The organism is Anaerobium acetethylicum, from assembly GCF_900096945.1.
GTDB lineage: Bacteria > Bacillota > Clostridia > Lachnospirales > Lachnospiraceae > Anaerobium > Anaerobium acetethylicum.
In genome coordinates this window covers 54295-74030 of sequence record NZ_FMKA01000011.1, presented here as the reverse complement: position 1 = coordinate 74030, position 19736 = coordinate 54295, and the positions used below count along the sequence as shown (strand labels likewise).

14 protein-coding genes and 1 tRNA gene are annotated in these 19736 nt (G+C 43.7%); 13 read left to right on the top strand and 2 right to left on the bottom strand.

The window, feature by feature from the left end; translation table 11 throughout:
• The first annotated feature begins 184 nt into the window (after nt 1-184).
• The 13 genes from BJR36_RS10325 (at nt 185) to BJR36_RS10270 (ending at nt 16149) form a co-directional block, all read left to right on the top strand.
• The gene (locus BJR36_RS10325; protein ID WP_091233739.1) at nt 185-1684 is read left to right on the top strand and encodes a sugar ABC transporter ATP-binding protein; all 1500 of its coding nucleotides are present in this window, start codon (nt 185-187) and stop codon (nt 1682-1684) included.
• 15 nt (nt 1685-1699) lie between these two features.
• A complete protein-coding gene (locus BJR36_RS10320) occupies nt 1700-2770 on the top strand; it encodes a galactose/methyl galactoside ABC transporter permease MglC (RefSeq protein WP_242875526.1) in 1071 nt (356 codons plus the stop codon).
• 226 nt (nt 2771-2996) lie between these two features.
• On the top strand, nt 2997-3860 hold the full coding sequence (gene fba / locus BJR36_RS10315; protein ID WP_091233734.1) for a class II fructose-1,6-bisphosphate aldolase: 864 nt from the start codon (nt 2997-2999) through the stop codon (nt 3858-3860).
• 544 nt (nt 3861-4404) lie between these two features.
• Nucleotides 4405-5109 carry an ABC transporter ATP-binding protein gene (locus BJR36_RS10310; protein WP_091233732.1) on the top strand — a complete coding sequence of 235 codons (705 nt, stop codon included), beginning with the start codon at nt 4405-4407 and terminating at the stop codon, nt 5107-5109.
• 12 nt (nt 5110-5121) lie between these two features.
• Nucleotides 5122-8460: an ABC transporter permease gene (locus tag BJR36_RS10305; RefSeq protein ID WP_091233729.1), complete on the top strand. Its 3339-nt coding sequence runs from the start codon at nt 5122-5124 to the stop codon at nt 8458-8460.
• A gap of 76 nt (nt 8461-8536) precedes the next feature.
• The gene (locus BJR36_RS10300; RefSeq protein WP_091233726.1) at nt 8537-8905 is read left to right on the top strand and encodes a VOC family protein; all 369 of its coding nucleotides are present in this window, start codon (nt 8537-8539) and stop codon (nt 8903-8905) included.
• Nucleotides 8906-9243: 338 nt separating this feature from the next.
• Nucleotides 9244-11904 (top strand): cation-translocating P-type ATPase, encoded by a 2661-nt coding sequence (locus BJR36_RS10295; RefSeq protein WP_091233723.1) that lies wholly within the window; start codon nt 9244-9246, stop codon nt 11902-11904.
• Between the two features lie 247 nt (nt 11905-12151).
• Complete coding sequence (locus BJR36_RS10290; protein WP_091233721.1) at nt 12152-13348, top strand: cation diffusion facilitator family transporter; 1197 nt, start codon at nt 12152-12154, stop codon at nt 13346-13348.
• Between the two features lie 32 nt (nt 13349-13380).
• Nucleotides 13381-13893: an amidohydrolase family protein gene (locus BJR36_RS10285; protein WP_091233718.1), complete on the top strand. Its 513-nt coding sequence runs from the start codon at nt 13381-13383 to the stop codon at nt 13891-13893.
• 159 nt (nt 13894-14052) lie between these two features.
• Nucleotides 14053-14124: transfer RNA gene (locus tag BJR36_RS10280), tRNA-Gln, on the top strand.
• Between the two features lie 428 nt (nt 14125-14552).
• Nucleotides 14553-14723 carry a hypothetical protein gene (locus BJR36_RS20310; protein WP_169823660.1) on the top strand — a complete coding sequence of 57 codons (171 nt, stop codon included), beginning with the start codon at nt 14553-14555 and terminating at the stop codon, nt 14721-14723.
• 802 nt (nt 14724-15525) lie between these two features.
• Entirely contained in the window at nt 15526-15948 is a 423-nt protein-coding gene (locus BJR36_RS10275; protein ID WP_091233715.1) for a hypothetical protein, read from the top strand.
• A gap of 18 nt (nt 15949-15966) precedes the next feature.
• Nucleotides 15967-16149: a hypothetical protein gene (locus BJR36_RS10270; protein ID WP_091233714.1), complete on the top strand. Its 183-nt coding sequence runs from the start codon at nt 15967-15969 to the stop codon at nt 16147-16149.
• 147 nt (nt 16150-16296) lie between these two features.
• Here BJR36_RS10270 and BJR36_RS10265 read toward each other — a convergent pair whose 3' ends face one another.
• Both BJR36_RS10265 and BJR36_RS10260 read right to left on the bottom strand, forming a co-directional pair.
• A complete protein-coding gene (locus BJR36_RS10265) occupies nt 16297-17505 on the bottom strand; it encodes an ROK family transcriptional regulator (protein WP_091233711.1) in 1209 nt (402 codons plus the stop codon).
• Nucleotides 17506-17581: 76 nt separating this feature from the next.
• Nucleotides 17582-19528 (bottom strand): DUF4838 domain-containing protein, encoded by a 1947-nt coding sequence (locus BJR36_RS10260; RefSeq protein ID WP_091233709.1) that lies wholly within the window; start codon nt 19526-19528, stop codon nt 17582-17584.
• Between the last annotated feature and the right edge of the window lie 208 nt (nt 19529-19736).

Below are 19736 nucleotides of genomic sequence, written 5' to 3'. Positions count from 1 at the left end.
AACTGTTCAAAATCAGAATAAAATTTAGTTGATTCATAATAGTTAGAAACAGCTGACGTCTTCAGCGCAGCTGTTTCTAATTGTATGCAGAGTTCGCAGCCGTGAAGGGTGATATCCTTCAAAGCGGCGAATTGGTTATAAAGAACTTAATCTATTGTAGTTAAAGAGCTAGGAGGACATGAATATGGAGCATGATGTTCTATTGCAAATGACAGACATCTGCAAAGAATTTCCCGGTGTTAAAGCGCTCGACCATGTTTCGCTGACTGTAAAAAGAGGCACGGTTCATGCACTTATGGGTGAAAATGGTGCAGGAAAATCAACTCTGATGAAGTGTCTGTTTGGTATGTATTCAAAAGATCAGGGTCAGATTTTATTAGAGGGAAAAGAAGTTGATTTTAAGACCTCCAAGGAAGCATTGGAAACTGGGGTTGCCATGGTGCACCAGGAATTGAACCAGGCCTTGAAGCGAAATGTAATGGATAATATCTGGCTTGGACGTTATCCGAAAACAGCAGGGATCGCTGTAGATGAAAAGAAGATGTACAAAGACACAATGGCAGTTTTCAAAGATATCGGGATCGAAGTAGATCCAAGACGTATCATGAGCACAATGCCTGTTTCACAGCGACAGATGGTGGAAATTGCGAAAGCAGTATCCTTCCATTCAAAAGTAATCGTATTTGATGAGCCTACATCATCCCTTACACAGGAAGAGGTAGAGCATCTTTTCAAAATCATCAATATGCTGCGTGACCGCGGGTGCGGTATTATCTATATTTCGCATAAAATGGAAGAAATACTTCGAATATCCGACGAAGTGACAATCATGCGTGATGGAACATGGATCGCAACAAAACCTGCAAGCGAGCTGACCATGGAAATGATAATAAAACTGATGGTTGGACGTGAACTGGGAAGCCGTTTTCCGGAGAAAACAAATGTTCCGGGTGAACTTGCGCTGGAAGTTGAACATCTTTCCGGTATGTATTCGGATCTGGAAGACGTTTCGTTTAAGGTACGTCAGGGCGAGATTATCGGGCTGGCAGGACTGGACGGATCTGGACGTACAGAAGTTTTGGAGAATATTTTTGGAATCGCTACGAAAAAGAGCGGAACAATCAAATTGCACGGAAAAGAAGTGATGAACCGAAATGCAAGGGAATCCATCAAAAATGGATTTGCGCTGCTTACGGAAGAAAGACGTGCAACAGGTATCTTTGGAATTTTAACTATTCGTGAAAATACCGTAATTTCAAGTTTGAAAAAGCATCTCAAGGGCAGCTTTTATCTTAGTAACAAGTCCATGAGGGAAGACACTGACTGGTCCGTCAAGGCCATGAGGATAAAGACTCCTTCACAGGATACACAGATCAGGAGCCTTTCCGGCGGTAACCAGCAGAAGGTAATCCTTGGACGCTGGATGCTGACTGAACCGGAGGTTCTGTTATTGGATGAACCTACAAGGGGTATTGATGTAGGTGCCAAGTATGAGATTTATCAGCTAATTATAGATTTGGCAAAAAAAGGTAAAATAGTAATTATGGTTTCTTCTGAAATGCCGGAACTTCTTGGCGTGTGCGACAGAATCCTGGTAATGTCCGGTGGACGTCTGGCAGGCGAGGTAAGTGCAAAAGAAGCGACACAGGAAGAAATTATGACACATGCCGCAAAATATGTATAAAGGAGGTCGCGTGTAGTGAAACCATTTGCAAATATTCAAAACCAGTACGCAGACTTAAAGAAAATGAACAGCAAGGAAAAACTTAATTTCTGGAAAGAGTTTTTAATCGACAATTCTCTCTATATTTTACTTTTCATTGCCATATTGTATACTTACTTTCAGAATCACCGTTTCCTGTCAACTTCATCTGTCATTAATATGATCAGCCTTTCGGCAGCCAATCTTCCGATTGCCTGCGGAATCGCCGGAACCATCGTATTGACCGGTACTGACTTGTCGGCAGGCCGTATCGTAGGTCTTACAGCCTGTATGTCGGCAGCCAGTCTTCAGGCAGTGACCTATGCCACCAAGATGTTCCCGAATCTCCCGGTTGTGCCGATTCCGCTTGTTATTCTTATGGTAATTGTAGTAGGCGGCATTATCGGTTTTCTGAATGGTTTCTGCATCTCAAGATTCAAGCTGCATCCATTCATCGTAACCCTTGCTACCCAGCTTGTTGTTTATGGCTCTCTGTTAATGTTCGTTATGGTGAACGGCAACAATGGCCAGCCACTTTCAGGTCTGGACGATTCCTACAAGAAATTCATTTCAGGAAGCATCCTGAAAATCAAAGGGGTTCCGATTCCGAACTACGTATGGTATGGAATCATTGTAGTAGCCATCATGTGGTTCATCTGGAACAAGACTACTTTTGGTAAAAACATGTTTGCCGTAGGTTCAAATGCGGAAGCTGCAAACGTTTCAGGTGTTAATGTTGCAAGAACCACCATTCTTGTGCATACCCTTGCAGGATGTATGTATGGTATTACAGGTTTTATCGAAGCTGCCCGTATCGGTTCAAACACTGCAAATACAGGTTTGAACTATGAATTGGATGCAATTGCAGCCTGCGTTATCGGTGGTGTATCCTTCGTAGGTGGTACCGGTAAAATCAGAGGCATCGTAATGGGTGTTATTCTGCTCCGTATCATTTTCGTTGCACTTAACTTCCTGTCAGTAAATGCAAACATGCAGTACATCATCAAAGGTCTGATTATTCTCGTTGCATGTGCAATCGATATGAGAAAGTACCTGGTACGTAAGTAATTTTTGATTTTTATGTAAAAGCATCCTAAAGATGATTTATGTTAAATTGTATATGACAAAGACAAAGAACTCCGTGTCCGGCAGCGGGCAGGGAGTTCTTTATTGTTAAATTATTATTAGGAAATTAAGGATTTAAGTGTTTCCATTTATAAGAATATGCGTTATAATGTCAAAGGAATAATGTTGATTTATGAAAAACAATAATAGGATTTGGAGGTATTATAATATGTTGGTTTCAGCAAAAGACATGTTACAGAAGGCAAAAGCAGGTAAATATGCAGTAGGCCAGTTTAACATCAACAACTTAGAATGGACAAAAGCAGTATTGGCAGCAGCTCAGGAAAACAATTCACCAGTTATCTTAGGTGTATCAGAAGGCGCTGGTAAATACATGACTGGTTATAAAACGATAGTAGGCATGGTAAATGGAATGCTTGAAGAAATGAACATCACTGTACCGGTTGCTCTTCACTTAGACCACGGCAGCTTTGAAGGATGTATGAAATGTATCGAAGCTGGTTTTTCTTCAGTAATGTTCGATGGTTCACACTATCCAATCGAAGAAAACATTGCAAAAACTACTGAATTAGTTAAAATCTGCAATGAAAAAGGGCTTTCCCTTGAAGCAGAAGTTGGTTCAATCGGTGGAGAAGAAGACGGCGTTGTAGGAGCTGGCGAATGTGCAGATCCAGAAGAATGCAAAATGATCGCTGACTTAGGTGTTACGATGTTAGCAGCAGGTATCGGCAACATCCATGGTAAATACCCTGACAACTGGGCAGGATTAAGCTTTGAAACACTTGATGCAATCCAGAAGTTAACTGGAGATATGCCATTAGTTCTTCACGGCGGCACTGGAATCCCGGAAGAAATGATTCAGCAGGCAATCTCACTTGGCGTTGCAAAAATCAACGTTAACACTGAATGCCAGGTAGTATTTGCAGAAGCTACACGTAAATACATTGAAGCAGGAAAAGATTTACAGGGAAAAGGTTTCGATCCTCGTAAATTATTAGCACCTGGAACAGATGCAATCAAAGCAACTGTTGTTGAAAAGATGAAATTATTCGGTTCAGTAGGAAAAGCGTAAGCTTCCGGCTGAATAAAAAGAATTTGCAGCGGGCTGCCTGGTTTTGACCAGACAGCCCGCTTCTTAAATATTCCTGCTTCTGAAGGCGGAAGCAACAGTGCATCTCTCATACGGGACATTTATGTTGTCAGGGGATTGACCTTTTTCAGGGCATAAAAAAAGCTCCCGAAAAGGGAGGATGCCAGACAGCAATAGCTGACTGGCATATATTATGAAAAAGTTTATTCAAATTAGTAAGTTAATTACTAAGAAACTGGTATTTGTGTGATCGTTTCATCCGAAAGCTGTGTGCTTTTGTCTGATTCGATAATATTATTATATATAAGAGAAATGAAGAAACAATGTTATTCAGATGAAAATTTTTTGAATGTTAAATGAACAAACCATGAACAAAAATCAGACATTAAACCAAGAAAGTTTGATTTAGTATCTGAAAATTGCATGGTAAAATATAAGTTATTCAACAACCGCTCTTGTGGCAGTTGTATTATTTGTGAAATTTGCTATAATATTTTTATGAAAGTTAGACAAAGGAGCTGGAATTATGAATGCATTCGTAGAACTGAAAGACGTCAGGAAAACTTACCATATGGGCGAGGTTGTGATACATGCTGTCGACGGGGTAGAGTTTGACATAAAAAGGGGAGAATTCGTCGTTATCGTAGGTCCTTCGGGAGCAGGAAAGACTACGGTCCTGAATATTCTCGGAGGAATGGATACCTGCGACGAGGGCAAGGTGCTGGTGGACGGCACAGATATCAGCCGTTTTAAAGGGAAAAAACTTACGGCATACAGGAGAGATGATATTGGATTCGTATTCCAGTTCTATAACCTGGTGCAGAATCTGACGGCTCTTGAAAATGTTGAACTTGCCCTTCAGATCTGCAAAGATCCCCTGGATGCAAAGCTTGTGCTTGAAGAGGTGGGGCTTGCTGAGAGGATGAGCAATTTTCCGGCCCAGCTTTCGGGCGGAGAGCAGCAAAGGGTTGCGATCGCAAGGGCTTTGGCGAAGAATCCGAAGCTGCTGCTATGCGATGAACCTACAGGAGCCCTTGATTATGGAACGGGAAAGGCTATCCTCAAGCTTCTGCAGGATACCTGCAGAGAAAAAGGGATGACAGTAATCGTGATTACGCATAACTCTGCAATAGCGCCTATGGCTGACAGGGTGATAAAAATCAAAAATGGAAAAGTCAGCAACATGACCATGAATGAGAAACCGGTGTCGGTAGATACCATTGAATGGTAAGGTGAGAGCGTAATGAGACAGTATAATAAAAAAGCATTAAGAAAAGATTTTTACATGGAAATCAAGAAGAGCTTTCACAGGTTTGCCTCTATTTTGCTCATCGTGGCTCTTGGCGTGGCCTTCTTTTCCGGCATCCGGGCAACAAAGCCTGATATGTGGCTGTCAGCGGATGAATATTATGATGATAGCAGTCTGATGGACATCAGGGTGCTTGGCGGACTTGGGATTACCCAGGAGGATGTAGAAGCCATATCGAGGGTAAAAGGGGTAAAAGCCGTAATGCCGGCATATTCAGCAGATATGCTCTGTGATACGGAGGATTCCCAGCTGGTTGTGAAACTGATGTCTGCTCCGGACGGGATCAATAAAATAGCAGTGTCTGAAGGCAGGCTTCCTGACAAACCGTCGGAGTGCCTTGCAGATACGGCATTCCTTGAACTGACAGGATACCGCGTGGGTGACAGGATCACGGTGCAATCCGGAAATGAGGATCCGGTTGGCGACACCCTCAATGTGACGGAATTCAAGATCACAGGTGCCGGAAGCACTTCTTATTATCTTTCGCGGGAAAGAGGAACGAGCGCAATAGGAAGTGGAACGGTGGACAGTTTCCTGATCGTGCAGCCTGAAGCATTCAGCCTGGAGGTATTTACCGAGGCTTATGTGTCTGTGGAAGGTACAGCAGAGCTTACATCCTATACAGAAGCCTATCAGGACAGGGTAAAAGAAACGGCAGATGCAATCGAAAAGATTGCAGATGCGAGATGTGAACTGAGATATGCAGAAGTGCTTGGCGAGGCCGATGAGAAGATTGCTGAAGGCGAGGCTGAGATTGCAAAGGGAGAGAAAGAGCTCAGCGATGCAAAAACCGAACTTGACGAGGCCGGGGTAAAGATAGTCGACGGGCGCAGGCAGCTGGCGGAGAATGAGAAGAAAGTTTCCGATGCAGAGGCTGAAATAGCGGCCAATGAGGCGAAGCTTGCAGATGGAAGGAAAAAGATAGAGGATGGGTTTGCCCAGATCAAATCCGGAAAGGCAGAAATCGAGGCACAGAGAGCAACCCTGGAAAGCGGAAAGACGGAGCTGGCATCCAGGAAAGCTGAACTGGAGACGGGCAGGGCCCAGCTCGAAGCGAACAGGACTACCCTGGCAGCGAGCAAGGCGGAACTGGAAGCATCGAAGCAGCAGCTTGCCTATCTCCAGTCCCTGTTTGACGGAGGCGATACAAGTGTAGCGGATCAGATTGCAGCACTGACGGCGGGCATCGATGCAGGAACGGCACAGATAGCGGCAGCGGAGGCCCAGATAGCCGAAGCAGAGGCGCAAATCGAAGCAGGAAGCCAGCAGGTGGCTGCGGCCGAAGCGGAACTTGGGGCAGGAGAATCCCAGATTGCCCAGGCGGAAAGGGAACTTGCGGCGTCAGAAGCCGAACTGAACAGGCAGCTGTCCGTGCTTGAGAGCGGAGAGAGCGAACTTGCCGAGGGAAAGAAGGAAGTCGAAGCCGGAAGGGCCAGCCTGGAAACGGCAAAGACGGACTTTGCCGCTTCGGAGGCTGAATATTATAAAGGAATCGTTGAATATGAAGATGCAAAAGTGAAGGCGGATGCAGAGATTGCCGATGCAAAGAGAAAAATGGAAGATGCAAAGGAGGCCCTGACAGAACTGGAGATTCCTGAGTGGTATGTCCTTGACAGGGAGACTTTGCAGACCTATGTTGAATATGGACAGGATTCTGACAGGATCGGAGCAATCGGGAAAGTATTCCCGGCCATCTTTTTCCTTGTTGCGGCACTTGTCAGCCTCACGACTATGACAAGGATGGTCGAAGAGGAAAGGGTTCAGATCGGAACCCTGAAGGCCCTTGGCTACAACAAGCTTGAAATAGCCCAGAAGTACATCTTATATGCGGTCCTTGCCAGCCTGGGAGGCAGTATCCTGGGATTTGTCACAGGCCAGCTTGTTCTTCCTAAAGTCATAATAGGCGCATACAGCATCATGTACAATAACCTGCCGAAGATACTGACTCCGATCAGCCTGTATTATTCTGCCACATCCACGATTCTTGCGGTGGTCTGTACGACACTTGCAACAGTCTATGCCTGCTACAAGGAGCTCATGTCATGTCCGGCACAGCTGATGAGGCCTGCTGCGCCGAAATCAGGCAAGAGAGTGTTTTTGGAAAAATTCGATTTTATCTGGGGAAAACTTAATTTCACCCAGAAGGCCACGATAAGAAACCTCCTGAGATATAAGAAGAGATTCTTCATGACGGTTTTTGGCATAGGCGGCTGCATGTCGCTCCTGGTAGTCGGATTCGGAATCAGGGACTCCATCATGTCCATTGGGGACATCCAGTTTGGTGAAATCAGGACATGCGATGCAACAGTAGGGCTTGATGAGAATGCCACAGAGGAAGAAAAGAAGGGTGTTTTTGAACTCCTGGAAAAAGACGGAAAAGTCAAAGACCAGATGTATGCAAGAGAAATCAACATGGATGCCGGATACGGAAAAAATGAAAGGAATGTCTATCTTTTTATACCTGAAACGGTAGAGAAATTAGGAACTTATGTATCTTTGAGAGAGCGGATTTCCCGTGAGCAGCTGGTACTTGGCGATGACGGCGTTATCATAACAGAGAAACTTGCAAAACTTCTGGAAGCTGAAGAAGGCGATACCATCTATATAAAAGACAGCGAAGAGAACCGGGTGGAAGTAAAGGTGACCGGAATAACCGAAAATTACTTTATGCATTATATTTATATGAGCCCGGCGCTGTTTGAAAACGTATATGGAGAAACACCGGTCTATAATGAGATCATGACAAACAACACGGCGGATGATGCTGCCTTTGAGAAGAAGTTTCATAAGGACTACAACGGGCTGGATGCTGTAAGCAGCGTGACCTTTACCAGTGAAACGGCAGTCAGCGTGGCGGATATGCTGACGACTATGGATACAGTCATTTATGTGCTTGTGGTTGCGGCAGGCCTGCTTGCATTTGTAGTGCTTTATAATCTGAACAACATTAACATAAGTGAAAGGCAGAGAGAGCTTGCAACGCTCAAGGTCCTGGGATTCTATGACGGAGAAGTTGCCAAATATGTTTACAGGGAAAACACCCTGCTGACGATAATCGGCGCAGCCCTTGGCATTCTTCTCGGACTCATTCTGCATCGATTCATCATCGTAACTGCTGAAGTGGATATCATGATGTTCGGAAGGAATGTTGAGGTGATGAGCTATGCGCTCAGCACTGTATTGACCTTCTTCTTTTCCACATTTGTAAACTTCACCATGTACTACAAGCTGAAGAAAATAAACATGATAGAATCGCTGAAAAGCGTGGAGTAGTCCGGACTGGAAGAGAGTCCGGATCCCCCCTTGCAGTAAGGGGGGAACAAATCATTTAAGTCAGGGAGGAATTACTATGATAATTTTTAATCATTTCAATTTTAACGTACTGGATCTTGAAAAAAGTCTGAAGTTTTATAAGGAGGCGCTGAACCTGGAGCCTGCGCGGGAACATATCGCAGAAGACGGGTCGTTCAAACTCGTTTACCTGAGCGACGGGGTCAATGGATTTACGCTTGAGCTGACATGGCTGAGGGACAGGACAGAGCCTTATAATCTTGGAGAACTGGAATATCATCTCGCCATGATGACGGATGATTATGAAGGACTTCATGAAAAGCATAAGGCGATGGGAGTCATCTGCTATGAAAATGAGGCCATGGGAATCTATTTTATTTCGGATCCTGACGGATACTGGATTGAAATCGTGCCGGCAAAGCTGTAGGCATGCTATATATTGAATCTTGAAAATTGAATAAAAAATATTGATTTTTATGTATGAGTTAATATATAATGAAATCACTCACTAAAAGGGAGTAGCAAGCGTGCGAACGCTAATTATTCGTCATTACGGAGAAATCCCGGATAATTATGAAATTGCAAGACTTTTGGCTTATACAAAATAGACCAAAGGTCTTTTTTTGGTGCTATTTAGAGAAAATAGAATTTATTCCCGGTTTTATGTGGCTTGGAAGGGGATAAAAAGCTGTTTTTGGGAGATAAACATGCTATGCGACAGTGAGAGCAGCCGGCATAAGCGTATGAAAAAGAAAGGGGAACATCATGTATTACAATCAGGAAATCAGTGAAGTTCTAAGAGAACAGCAGGTAGACCCTGAAAAGGGCCTTACTGCACAGGAAGTCGAGACAAGACGTGAAAAATACGGCTTGAACAAATTGGAGGAAGGCAAGAAAAAAAGCATAGCAGCCCTGTTTCTTGCACAGCTGAATGATCCGCTTATCTACATCCTTCTGCTGGCAGCAGCTATTTCAGGATTCATGAATGAAATCAGCGATATGGTCATCATCGGCATCGTAGTGATCCTGAATGCGGTAATTGGCGTGTCCCAGGAAGCAAAAGCTGAAAAATCCATGGAGGCTTTGAAAAAGCTTTCGACACCTAAGGCATATGCCATCCGTGGCGGTGAGGTGACGGAAGTGAATTCAGAAGAAATCGTGCCGGGAGATGTCATTGTGCTTGATGCAGGAAGATTCATCCCATGTGATCTCAGACTAATAGAGAGCGCAAACCTTCAGATCGAAGAATCTTCTCTTACAGGTGAATCAGTACCTGTAAACAAAGATGCAAGACTTGTCATACCCGACGAAAAGATTCCGCTGGGAGACAAGAAAAACATGGCTTTCTCTTCAACACTGGTAACAAACGGAAGAGGAACAGGCGTTGCCATTGCAATCGGTATGGAAACGGAAATCGGACACATTGCTAACATGTTGAAACAGCCCGAAGAAAAGACGCCGTTACAGAAGAAACTTGCTGAAATTGGAAAGCTTCTTGGTGTAGTAGCCCTGATTGTGTGTGTTGCCATGTTCGCGATTGCTGTACTTCAGAAACGTGATATGTTCGACATGTTCATGACTGCAATTTCCCTTGCTGTTGCAGCGATTCCGGAAGGTATGCCGGCTATCGTATCAATCGTTCTCGCAATGGGCGTACAGAAAATGGTCAAGAAAAATGCCATCATCCGTAAGCTCCCTTCAGTTGAAACGCTTGGAGCGGTAAATGTAATCTGTTCAGATAAGACAGGTACCCTTACTCAGAACAAGATGACTGTCCAGAAATTCTATGTGAACGGACAGGTGGTTCCTGAAAGCGAAATAGACGTGAAGGATCCTGTCCAGAAGCTCCTTGTTGAAAATATAGTGCTCTGCAGCGATGCTACTTCAAATGCAGAAGGAAGTACAGGAGACCCTACAGAAGTTGCCCTGATCAACATCGGAAACAAATACAGCATCAGAAAAGAAGATCTTAACAAAGAGCACCCGAGAGTAAATGAAGCACCTTTTGAATCTGACAGAAAACTGATGTCGACAGTCAACACATATGGCGGAAAATTCCATGTAATGACAAAGGGCGCTACAGACAACCTGCTGAAATTATCAACAAAAGCATACATCAATGGCGAAATCGTCCCTATGACGGAAGAAATAGAAAAGGACTTTATGGCTGCCGCGAACAGATTTTCCGATGATGCGCTTCGTGTTCTTGGAGCGGCATTCAAGGAAGTCGACAGCAGCGATTTAGACCAGGATGGAATGGAAAGCGAGCTCGTATTCATTGGCCTTGTGGCAATGATCGATCCTCCAAGGCTTGAAGTGCGCGACTCCATTGCAACATGCAAACAGTCGGGAATCAAGACGATCATGATTACAGGTGACCACCAGAAGACAGCCTTTGCAATCGCCAAAGAACTCGGAATCGCAAAAACTCCTGATCAGACCATATCAGGTGTTGAACTTGATGAATATTCAGATGAAGAGTTGATCGAAAAAGTGAAAAATCTGAGGGTATTCGCGAGGGTATCACCAGAACATAAAGTAAGGATCGTAAAAGCGTTTAAAGGAGATGGAAATATCGTTTCCATGACCGGTGACGGTGTTAATGATGCACCTTCCCTGAAGGCAGCGGATATCGGCGTAGCAATGGGTATTACAGGAACTGACGTTGCAAAAGGTGCAGCAGACGTTGTGCTTACAGATGACAACTTTGCAACAATCGTAGCTGCAGTTGAAGAAGGACGTAATATTTATGCGAATATCAAGAAGTCCATCATGTTCCTGCTGTCCTGTAACATTGGTGAGATTTTCTCCCTTTTCTTCGCGATCCTGTTAGGATGGGCAACGCCGTTGCTGTCAATCCATTTGTTATGGGTAAACCTTATTACAGACAGCTTCCCGGCGCTTTCCCTTGGTGTGGATCCAGGCGACAAGGATGTAATGAAGGACAAACCAAGAAATCCAAAAGACAGCATTTTCAAGGGCAGAACACCATTCCTTATCATCAATGGTGCGACGATCGGATTCCTTACCCTTGCAGCTTTTGCAATCGGCGCAATGAGATATTCAGGAACATACGACCTGTCTGTACTCCATGAAGGAAATCTTGGCGGAGATACGCTTACCCATGCAAGAACTATGGCTTTCGTTGTATTGAGCGTTTCCCAGCTGTTCCATTCCCTGAATGTCAGAAGTGAAACAAAGAGCATCTTCCAGGTTGGATTGTTTACGAATAAATGGCTCTGTATTTCGATCGCATTCGGTATATTCATCCAGTGGATCGTCATCAGCTTTGAACCATTGGCGAAAATTTTCAAAGTGTTCCATCTGAACCTGTTTGACTGGGTACTTGTAATAGGCCTTTCTCTTGTACCAGTGCTTATTAATGAAATTGTCAAGGCAATCAGAAGAGCCGGAGGCAACGTATAAACAGAAGAAACTGTGAAAAGCGCAGGACAAATCGTTAAATAATAGATACATAAGACATACCCCGTGGGAATCATATCCCGCGGGGTATGTCTTGCAATAGGGACGAAATTTGATAATGATGATCAGGAATTTAAACGGGAATCTTATTTCAGAAAAGCTATTTAAAAAAAGCAGCGGTTTGTGATATACTTGTGTGAAATGCAGGGGTGACCGGTTGAAAACAGCGAAAAAACAGCGGAGGAACAGAATGACAAAATATCTGGTAAGAAAATTTGTTAAAAACAGCGAAGAGATCGAACGGAGTGAGGTAAGAACAGCATATGGCATCCTGGCCAGTATTGTGGGAATAATCTGCAATGTCTTTCTTTTTGCAGTTAAACTAAGCATTGGAGTCATATTGAACAGTCTCTCGGTAACTGCGGATGCATTTAATAATCTTTCAGATGCGGCCTCCTCGGTGATCAGCTTTATAGGCGTGAAGATGGCGAGCAAGCCGGCAGACAAAGACCATCCTTTTGGACATGGACGAGTGGAATATATATCAGCTCTTGTCGTATCGTTTTTGATTCTGGAAGTGGGGTTCACATTTTTCAAGAGTGCAATAGGGAAAATCAGGAATCCTGAAGAGCTGGATTTTCAGCTTGTTTCAGTGATTATTCTTGTACTTTCGGTCGGTGTCAAGCTTTGGCTTTCCTTATTTAATGGAAGGCTTGGGAAGAAGATCAATTCGAGCGTTATGAAAGCCACCTCTGCAGATGCAATGGGTGATGTGGTAACGACTACGGCAACCATCATTTCAATCCTCATCACAAGATTTTCCGGAGTAAATATCGACGGATTTGTAGGCCTTATCGTATCGCTTGTTGTCATGTATGCAGGTATCAACATTGCGAAGGATACCCTGATGCCGCTCATCGGCGAGGCTGTGGATCCGCAGGTCTATGAGGAGATTACAAAAATGGTCGAAAGCTATGATGGGATAGTAGGCAGCCATGACCTGATCGTCCACAACTATGGGCCGTCCCACAGTATGGCTTCCATTCATGCCGAGGTGCCGAATGATGTGGATATCGAGATTTCACATGAAATTATAGATGGCATCGAACGTGATGTAACGAAAAAGATGGGGATAATCCTGGTAATCCATATGGATCCTGTTGAAGTGAACAACTATTCGGTTCTTGCGACCAGATCGGTTGTCGAGAAGGTGATAGGTGCCATAGATGAAAAAGTGTCTATACATGATTTCAGGTATGTGCATGGTGAAGAGCAGATCAATCTGATATTTGACGTGGTAGTTCCTTATGAGTATGACAAAGAAAGACAGGTAGAACTGAAGGAAATAATCTGTGAAAGGCTTTGTGAGGTCGATGCCAGGTATCGGTGTGTCATAACCATGGAAAAGAGCTATGTAGCAGAGCACAAAAACGGAATAGGCAAATAGCAGCATGATGAAGGGCAGGAGACAAAGAAAAGATGATCATTGATTTTCATACACATATATTCCCCGATGAAATAGCGGGGAAGACGCTGGAGAAACTGAGGAAAATGGGAGGCATAAGTCCGTTTACGGATGGGACGCTGAACGGCCTGAAAGCATCCATGAAAGCGGCGGGAGTGGATATTTCCCTGATCCTTCCGGATGTGGTGCGCTGTACGCCGGGCAGGGTTGAGAATCTTCTGAACCAGACATCGCCTGAGAAGCTCGTATTAGCCCATATGGGCGGTATAAAGTACTGGAACCAGGTAGAAGACAGGCTGATAGGGAAAAACCTGTATTTGGATACAGGTTTTGCTCTGGGAGAAATGGAAGATGAGCAGTTTCTGAGGATGACAAGGTCTCATGGAGCTGACAAGGTTCTGTTCGCAACGGATTCGCCGTGGAAGGAACAGAAGCAGATGGTTGCCCATATGAAAGAGCTGGGACTCGAAAAGGAGGAGCTGGAGCTTATCTCCTATAAGAATGCACAGGGGCTGCTGGGGCTATAGCGCCAGCAACAGAAATGAGTTTGGAAAGGGCTTTTTTGAGATACAATATGTATAATTAAAAAAAATAAAAAAATTTAAAAAAAGGGGTTGCATTTATTCTTTGGGTAGTATATAATAAATTTTGTTGAAACGCAGTAAAACAAAGCTGCTAAAAAACAAAGGGCTATCGCCAAACGGTAAGGCACTGGACTCTGACTCCAGCATCTCAAGGTTCGAATCCTTGTAGCCCTGTTACAGACTCTTGAAACTTTGGTTTCAGGAGTTTTTTTTGTTTTATAGGAGTGGAGTATCAAAAGCCAATTTACAAAATAGTATTCGTCAATTTGCACAGGTTTTCAAATGAGGACGTGATACAAAAATTCATGTTTTGTATCACTGTGTGATAGAGGGCGGCTGTGCAAATTGACTAAGCCAAACGTTATAAGAGGGCTTTTGACACGCTGGTCTGTATGGGGAATTCCTTGAATTTCTTATAAAGCAAAAACGCCCCACGAGGAGACGCATGACGCACAAGAAGACCTGTAATGGTCCTCCTGTGATATATCATATTTTGGTAATTTTGCATTGAAGTTTCATCTGGTTACTGATATAATTAAAAAATACTTGGTGATTTCGGAAGCGTAAATTGGCAACGAAGGATTTAATAAGGAGGAAAAATTATGGGAGTAAAATTTTCGGAACTGATAAATCTTGTACATGAATACCGTGAAGGTAAAACGCAATTTTCAATTGATGAAATCGAGGATAAAGCATATGAATATTATAAATGCAGATTGATAAGCATGTCGCAATATGACAATATTCTGTGCAATACTTATGTGTTGCAATAAATTTGATATATGAATGGATTGAAAAGAACTTTGGACAATTTAGGGACAAAGTTCTTTTTTTATTGGAAAAATCGGATCATGAACAAATAATATGTGGGTTATATGAACATTGTTGGTAATTATATGATTGTTTTGAAAAAAATATTGACCAAAGTAAGACGTAGTGATAACTTTGAATATGTAATTAGTTGAGGGGCTAATTTCAAAACTCCCCAAAAACACCGTGTCTCTCCCAGACAGGGTGTTTTTTTAATTCATGGGAAATTCCTCTAATTTCCTACAAATTAAAAATGCTCCGCGAGGAGGCGCATGACGCATAAGAAGAATATGTTGCAGAAGCGACTGCGCGTCAGCGCGAGAGTTTCGCAAGCGAAACTCTTTGTTTTTTGGTACATAAGACCGCAAAATACGCGGCCCAAGTAACCTCGCCTGGCTGTAAACCTGGTTCATATGATAAAAAAATAAGATGGAAATCTGGAATCAAACGGATTAGTTGTTATTCAATTTTAAAAAATAAAAATAATTAATTGTAAAATTGCTTAAAAAGCACTATAATGATGTAAAATGACATAAGGGGAGGAGATTTGATGGGTTTTATTGTTTGGCTGAAACCTTTTTCGTAGAGCAGATGGAATGCAGGATAACTGTCCAGGGTGCCTGTCCAGCGAGCGGTTTGTGCTGGATTTGCATAAAAGCCTGGGCTTAGAGTGCGTAAAATTGTCGGTTCTGCAATTTGGCGCTTTGTTTTTTTGCGTTCTGAAGGAAAGTTTAAGCAATCAAGACTAGAATAGGGGGATGTGTCATGGAGGAGTATATAAAAAATAAGTATAATGCTTTTATCGGTCAGTGGAATCCAATGCTGATTCTGTCTGGTTATACGAATGATAAGCAGTATAAAAACGATTGGAAATCTTTTAATGACGACTGGTGCACCAGGCGTTACGGAGAACTGTCGACCAAAGAAGACATTGTCGAATTGCAGAATGCAGTGGCGCAGAGTATTGAAATGTATGAGGAACAGTACAATATTTGTGACCAGGATGTATTTGACCTGTTTAAACATATGTACTGCTATTGTGAGGGACTGAGGAAAGTCGCCCAGTGTTATGGAAATGCCCATTGCAGTTTTGAGTTTGATCAGGATGAGATCAATAGGATGTTTTCGGATTTGAATCAGTATGTAGATAGAGTAGAAGAGATATATGTGAGGCTTGGTTATCAGTAGTGAAGGGAGAACTGTACTATGGTCGAGTATAAAGGTCTGTTTATTGATACGGAATTCAGCAGCAAGAGACATCCTAAGGAGTGCTGGAGGGCATCTATCGGAAGGGAGCAGTCTTATTCCGATCATGAGCTCGGAGCGGTGGAGCAATTGATGGAAAGACTGGATGGAATGGAAGATTATCAGGAATTATTTGAGGGTTAGATTGTAACTGCTCGAAATCCTGTCTCGTGAGGCAGAAGTGAAATAAGAATATACGCTTTGGCTTTAGAAAGCAGCTATGCATTGAATGGGATGTTCAATGCACAGCTGCTTTTTTGTGGTGGGAGTCATGTTGTGATTTGCAGATTGTTATGATTCTGCTGAAATGCCGTGTATAAAAAAATGCATGACTGATAGTGCGTTTGCGCCGATGGCTCCGTCGATTGTAGAACAGGGGAGTATTTCAAAAATGTTGTTGTAGCTGCTGTCGACGAAGAGCAGCTGTCTCTGTATCAGATCCATAAGCTCGCGGCGGATTTCTTTGTTGTTGAAGAGCTGGCCGTGCAGCAGGATTTTTTCGGGGCTTGTTAAAATCGCTATATTTGAAGCTGTAATCCCCAGGGCTTTGAGGGCTTCCGAGATATAACCGTGTATCGCGGCATCGCCCATTTCATAGGCTGTGGTGATGTGGTCGATGGTGATGCTGTTTTTGCTGGCTGCGAGAGTCTTGAGAAGTGAAGCGGAATCATTTTCGTACAGCATTCCGGCAATCTTGAGCAGCCAGTTTTCGCTTGCAATAGTCTGCAGGCAGCCATGCTTTCCGCATTCGCATCTGCGTCCGTCTGCATCAACGATTGTATGGCCTATTTCTCCGGAAATGTAGGTGTTGCCGGAGAATAGCTCGCCTTCGACAATGATGGCGCAGTGCATGCCAAGGCCGACGTGAAAAAATGAGAAATTGTCAGGGGTTGTGGCTGGGTTGAAAAGGTACTGAGAGAGTCCCATGCAGCGCACGTTGTTCTCCAAAACGACCGGAAGGTCAAAGGCTTCGCGGATCATATCCGGGCTGAAGGATCCCCACAATCGATTGTTGCTGATCATCATCTTCTGATCTGAATCCATGTGCCCAGGTACTGCGATGCCTATGCCGATGAACTTGTTGGTGGAAATATCTGAGGCTGCTATCAGTTGTCCGAGCCGGGTGATGATTTCAGTGGTGATATTTTTTGCCAGATCTTCAGTAAAGGGAACGATGTTCTTTGTGATGACAGTTCCTTTTAAGTTGGTTATGCAGAGCACCAGGGCCTTCTGGGTAAATTCGATTCCAATGCTGTAAGCGTAGTCGGGGATGATTTCAATCAGAATTTTTCTGCGTCCGGGAGTGCTGTCTTCCGCATTCGACTCGCCGGCTTCCTGAACGATTCCTTCAGAGATGAGCTGGGTTACGGTTGTTGTGACTGTTGCAGGGGTAATATCTGTGAGATCAGCTATCTCAGTTCTGGAAATGGTGGGATTTCTAAAAAGACACTCTAATATTCGTGTTCTGTTTGATGTTTTGTTCTTTTTTGCTTTATACAATATCAAACTCTCCTTTTTGAGGTGCATAATATTGCGTCTCCGGTTTGGACAGGGATCTGCAAACCCCCGTCTGAAACTATGCTTCAAGGCTGAAACCGGTATATTTTGTTCCGACTTCAGTGATCCGATATACATCAAGGGGAGCCTGGCATGTTTCTTCATTTGAACATATGAACGCATGGAATGTTTTCCAGAGTTCGTCAGCTTCCTCTTTTTTGGAAGCTGAGAGTGCGGATAACGCTTCTGTTAATCGTAAACTATAGTCTGCGTGGTAGTCAAGGAGTTTCCAAAAGAATTCGTGGATCCCTGCATTTGGAGAAGAAGCGGCGGCTGCTTTTGTATATCTGTCTGCAATCTCCCTGATGGTCGGTCTGAAATTTCTGATAAGTTCTGCGCAGTTTTTGTAGCGATTGTGCTGTTCTGGATTTTCCCGTTCGCCCTTGCCGTTGAAATAATCGGGACTATTAAGAGCGGAGATTTTGTCCAGATAATTCAGTGCGGTGAGATAGTCTTCCCCGTAAGCATGCATGAAGTAGTCGGCCTGAAGTTCGTTGAACGGAATTGCGCTGTCAAAAAGCGTAAGTCCCATTACATAATTCGGGAGCGAATTCGGCAGACCTGCCCGGAGCTCCTGACAGCTGATGTATCCGTTCATATTTAGGCTGTCCAGCTGCTTGATATCGGAGCTGATCACCATTGCTATTGATGTGTATCCAAGATCCCCATAGTGTGCCCTGCCCAAAGGATAATCATATACGAAGCTGTCGCCACTGAAAATCTGCTGCCATTCCCGGAGAAAAGAAAGGTTTTCCTCGAGATCAAGGGGAAGTTCGATCTGATTGCGGCAGTATTCCGGCGGCTTTCTGGTCTCTGTGTTTATAGAATAGGAATTTTCAAAAGTCCGGCTGATCGGGGCAAACATAAGCGTGAAACGGTCCGGATTGTGGAGGTGTTCTTTTTGTGGAGCCCAGAGAAGCTCCTGGTAAAGCAGAAAAACAAGACGGGTCTTTATTCCTGCCTGTGTCATTTTTCCATCAATTATATTCAACAGATTGATGTATTGGTCAGAAGGGGTGGTCTTCTGACACTGATCACATTCGCATATGTTGTTGAACTCATCAGCGATCCATATATGAAGGTAATCGATATCAGGATTTTTCTTTGCATAATCGATTACTTCGTTCGTGAAAGTTTCAATCACGTCAGGATTGGAATAGCAGAGGTTGGTGTTGATTGGAACACCGTTGAAGAAGTCCCTCTTTCCGTTTACTTCGGCAAGATAAGGACGTATATCCTCCGCTGGAGCTGTGCCTGATTCGGTCCATCCCAGTGACGGATAGCCGATGGTTTCGCATGTCCATCCATGTCCGACCCGGTGGTGGAGAAGGGAGCGTTTGTGGATCTCCCTGTCTATAATGTCGCTGTATGCGGTTGCGATATCCTCGTTGAAGTCTTCTTTCCTGATATAGGGATTTTTTTCGTGCTCGTACCAGCGCGCCAAAAAGGTATAGGGGATTCGGAACTGTACGAAGAAGCTATTGTATCCTAATTTTGGCATCCATTCTATGAAATCCAATATATTCTGCAGAGAATTGGCTCCCTCTATGCAGACGCCCCGGTGTCTGTGCAGGGCAGTCTTGCCATAAGATGCGAAGAGCTCTTTAAGGGAATGGATGTGGGGAATGTAATCGCGCTTCTTATCGGGATATAGAAAACGGAAACCGATTGCAGCAAGGTAGCTGTATACGCCCAACAGGACGCTTCGCGAATTTGTGCCTGCTATGAGGCCGCCATCTGAAGTGACGTCAATGAAAAACTGGTCATCAAGTTCAGGAATCGAAACTTCCGGCATGCAGTACCTGGACAGGCTGGAGGCCGCCTCGAGTCTGAGAGTGAAAGTATCGGCCGGATTGTTTTCGGTAAAGCTGAGATCAATATCTAATAAAGAAAGATAGGACTTCAATTCCTTTGCTGCAAAATTGAGAGTAGAGTCATTGTTTTTAAATATAATGTTTATATTCATATTGAATCTCCTGTTATTTTCGTATTTGTTGCTACATTTCAAGGGTTTGTCTCGAACTGCTGCTGAAATCAATTAATTATAATTTAAAACCATTCTACCAAACAAGAAATAATATGTACATGTGATAAATGCACAAAAAATAACGGTAAAATAGTGTAAAAATGTAGAAAGTGAAGTTTTAACGTTAAAATAGTTGCTTTCAAAGGTG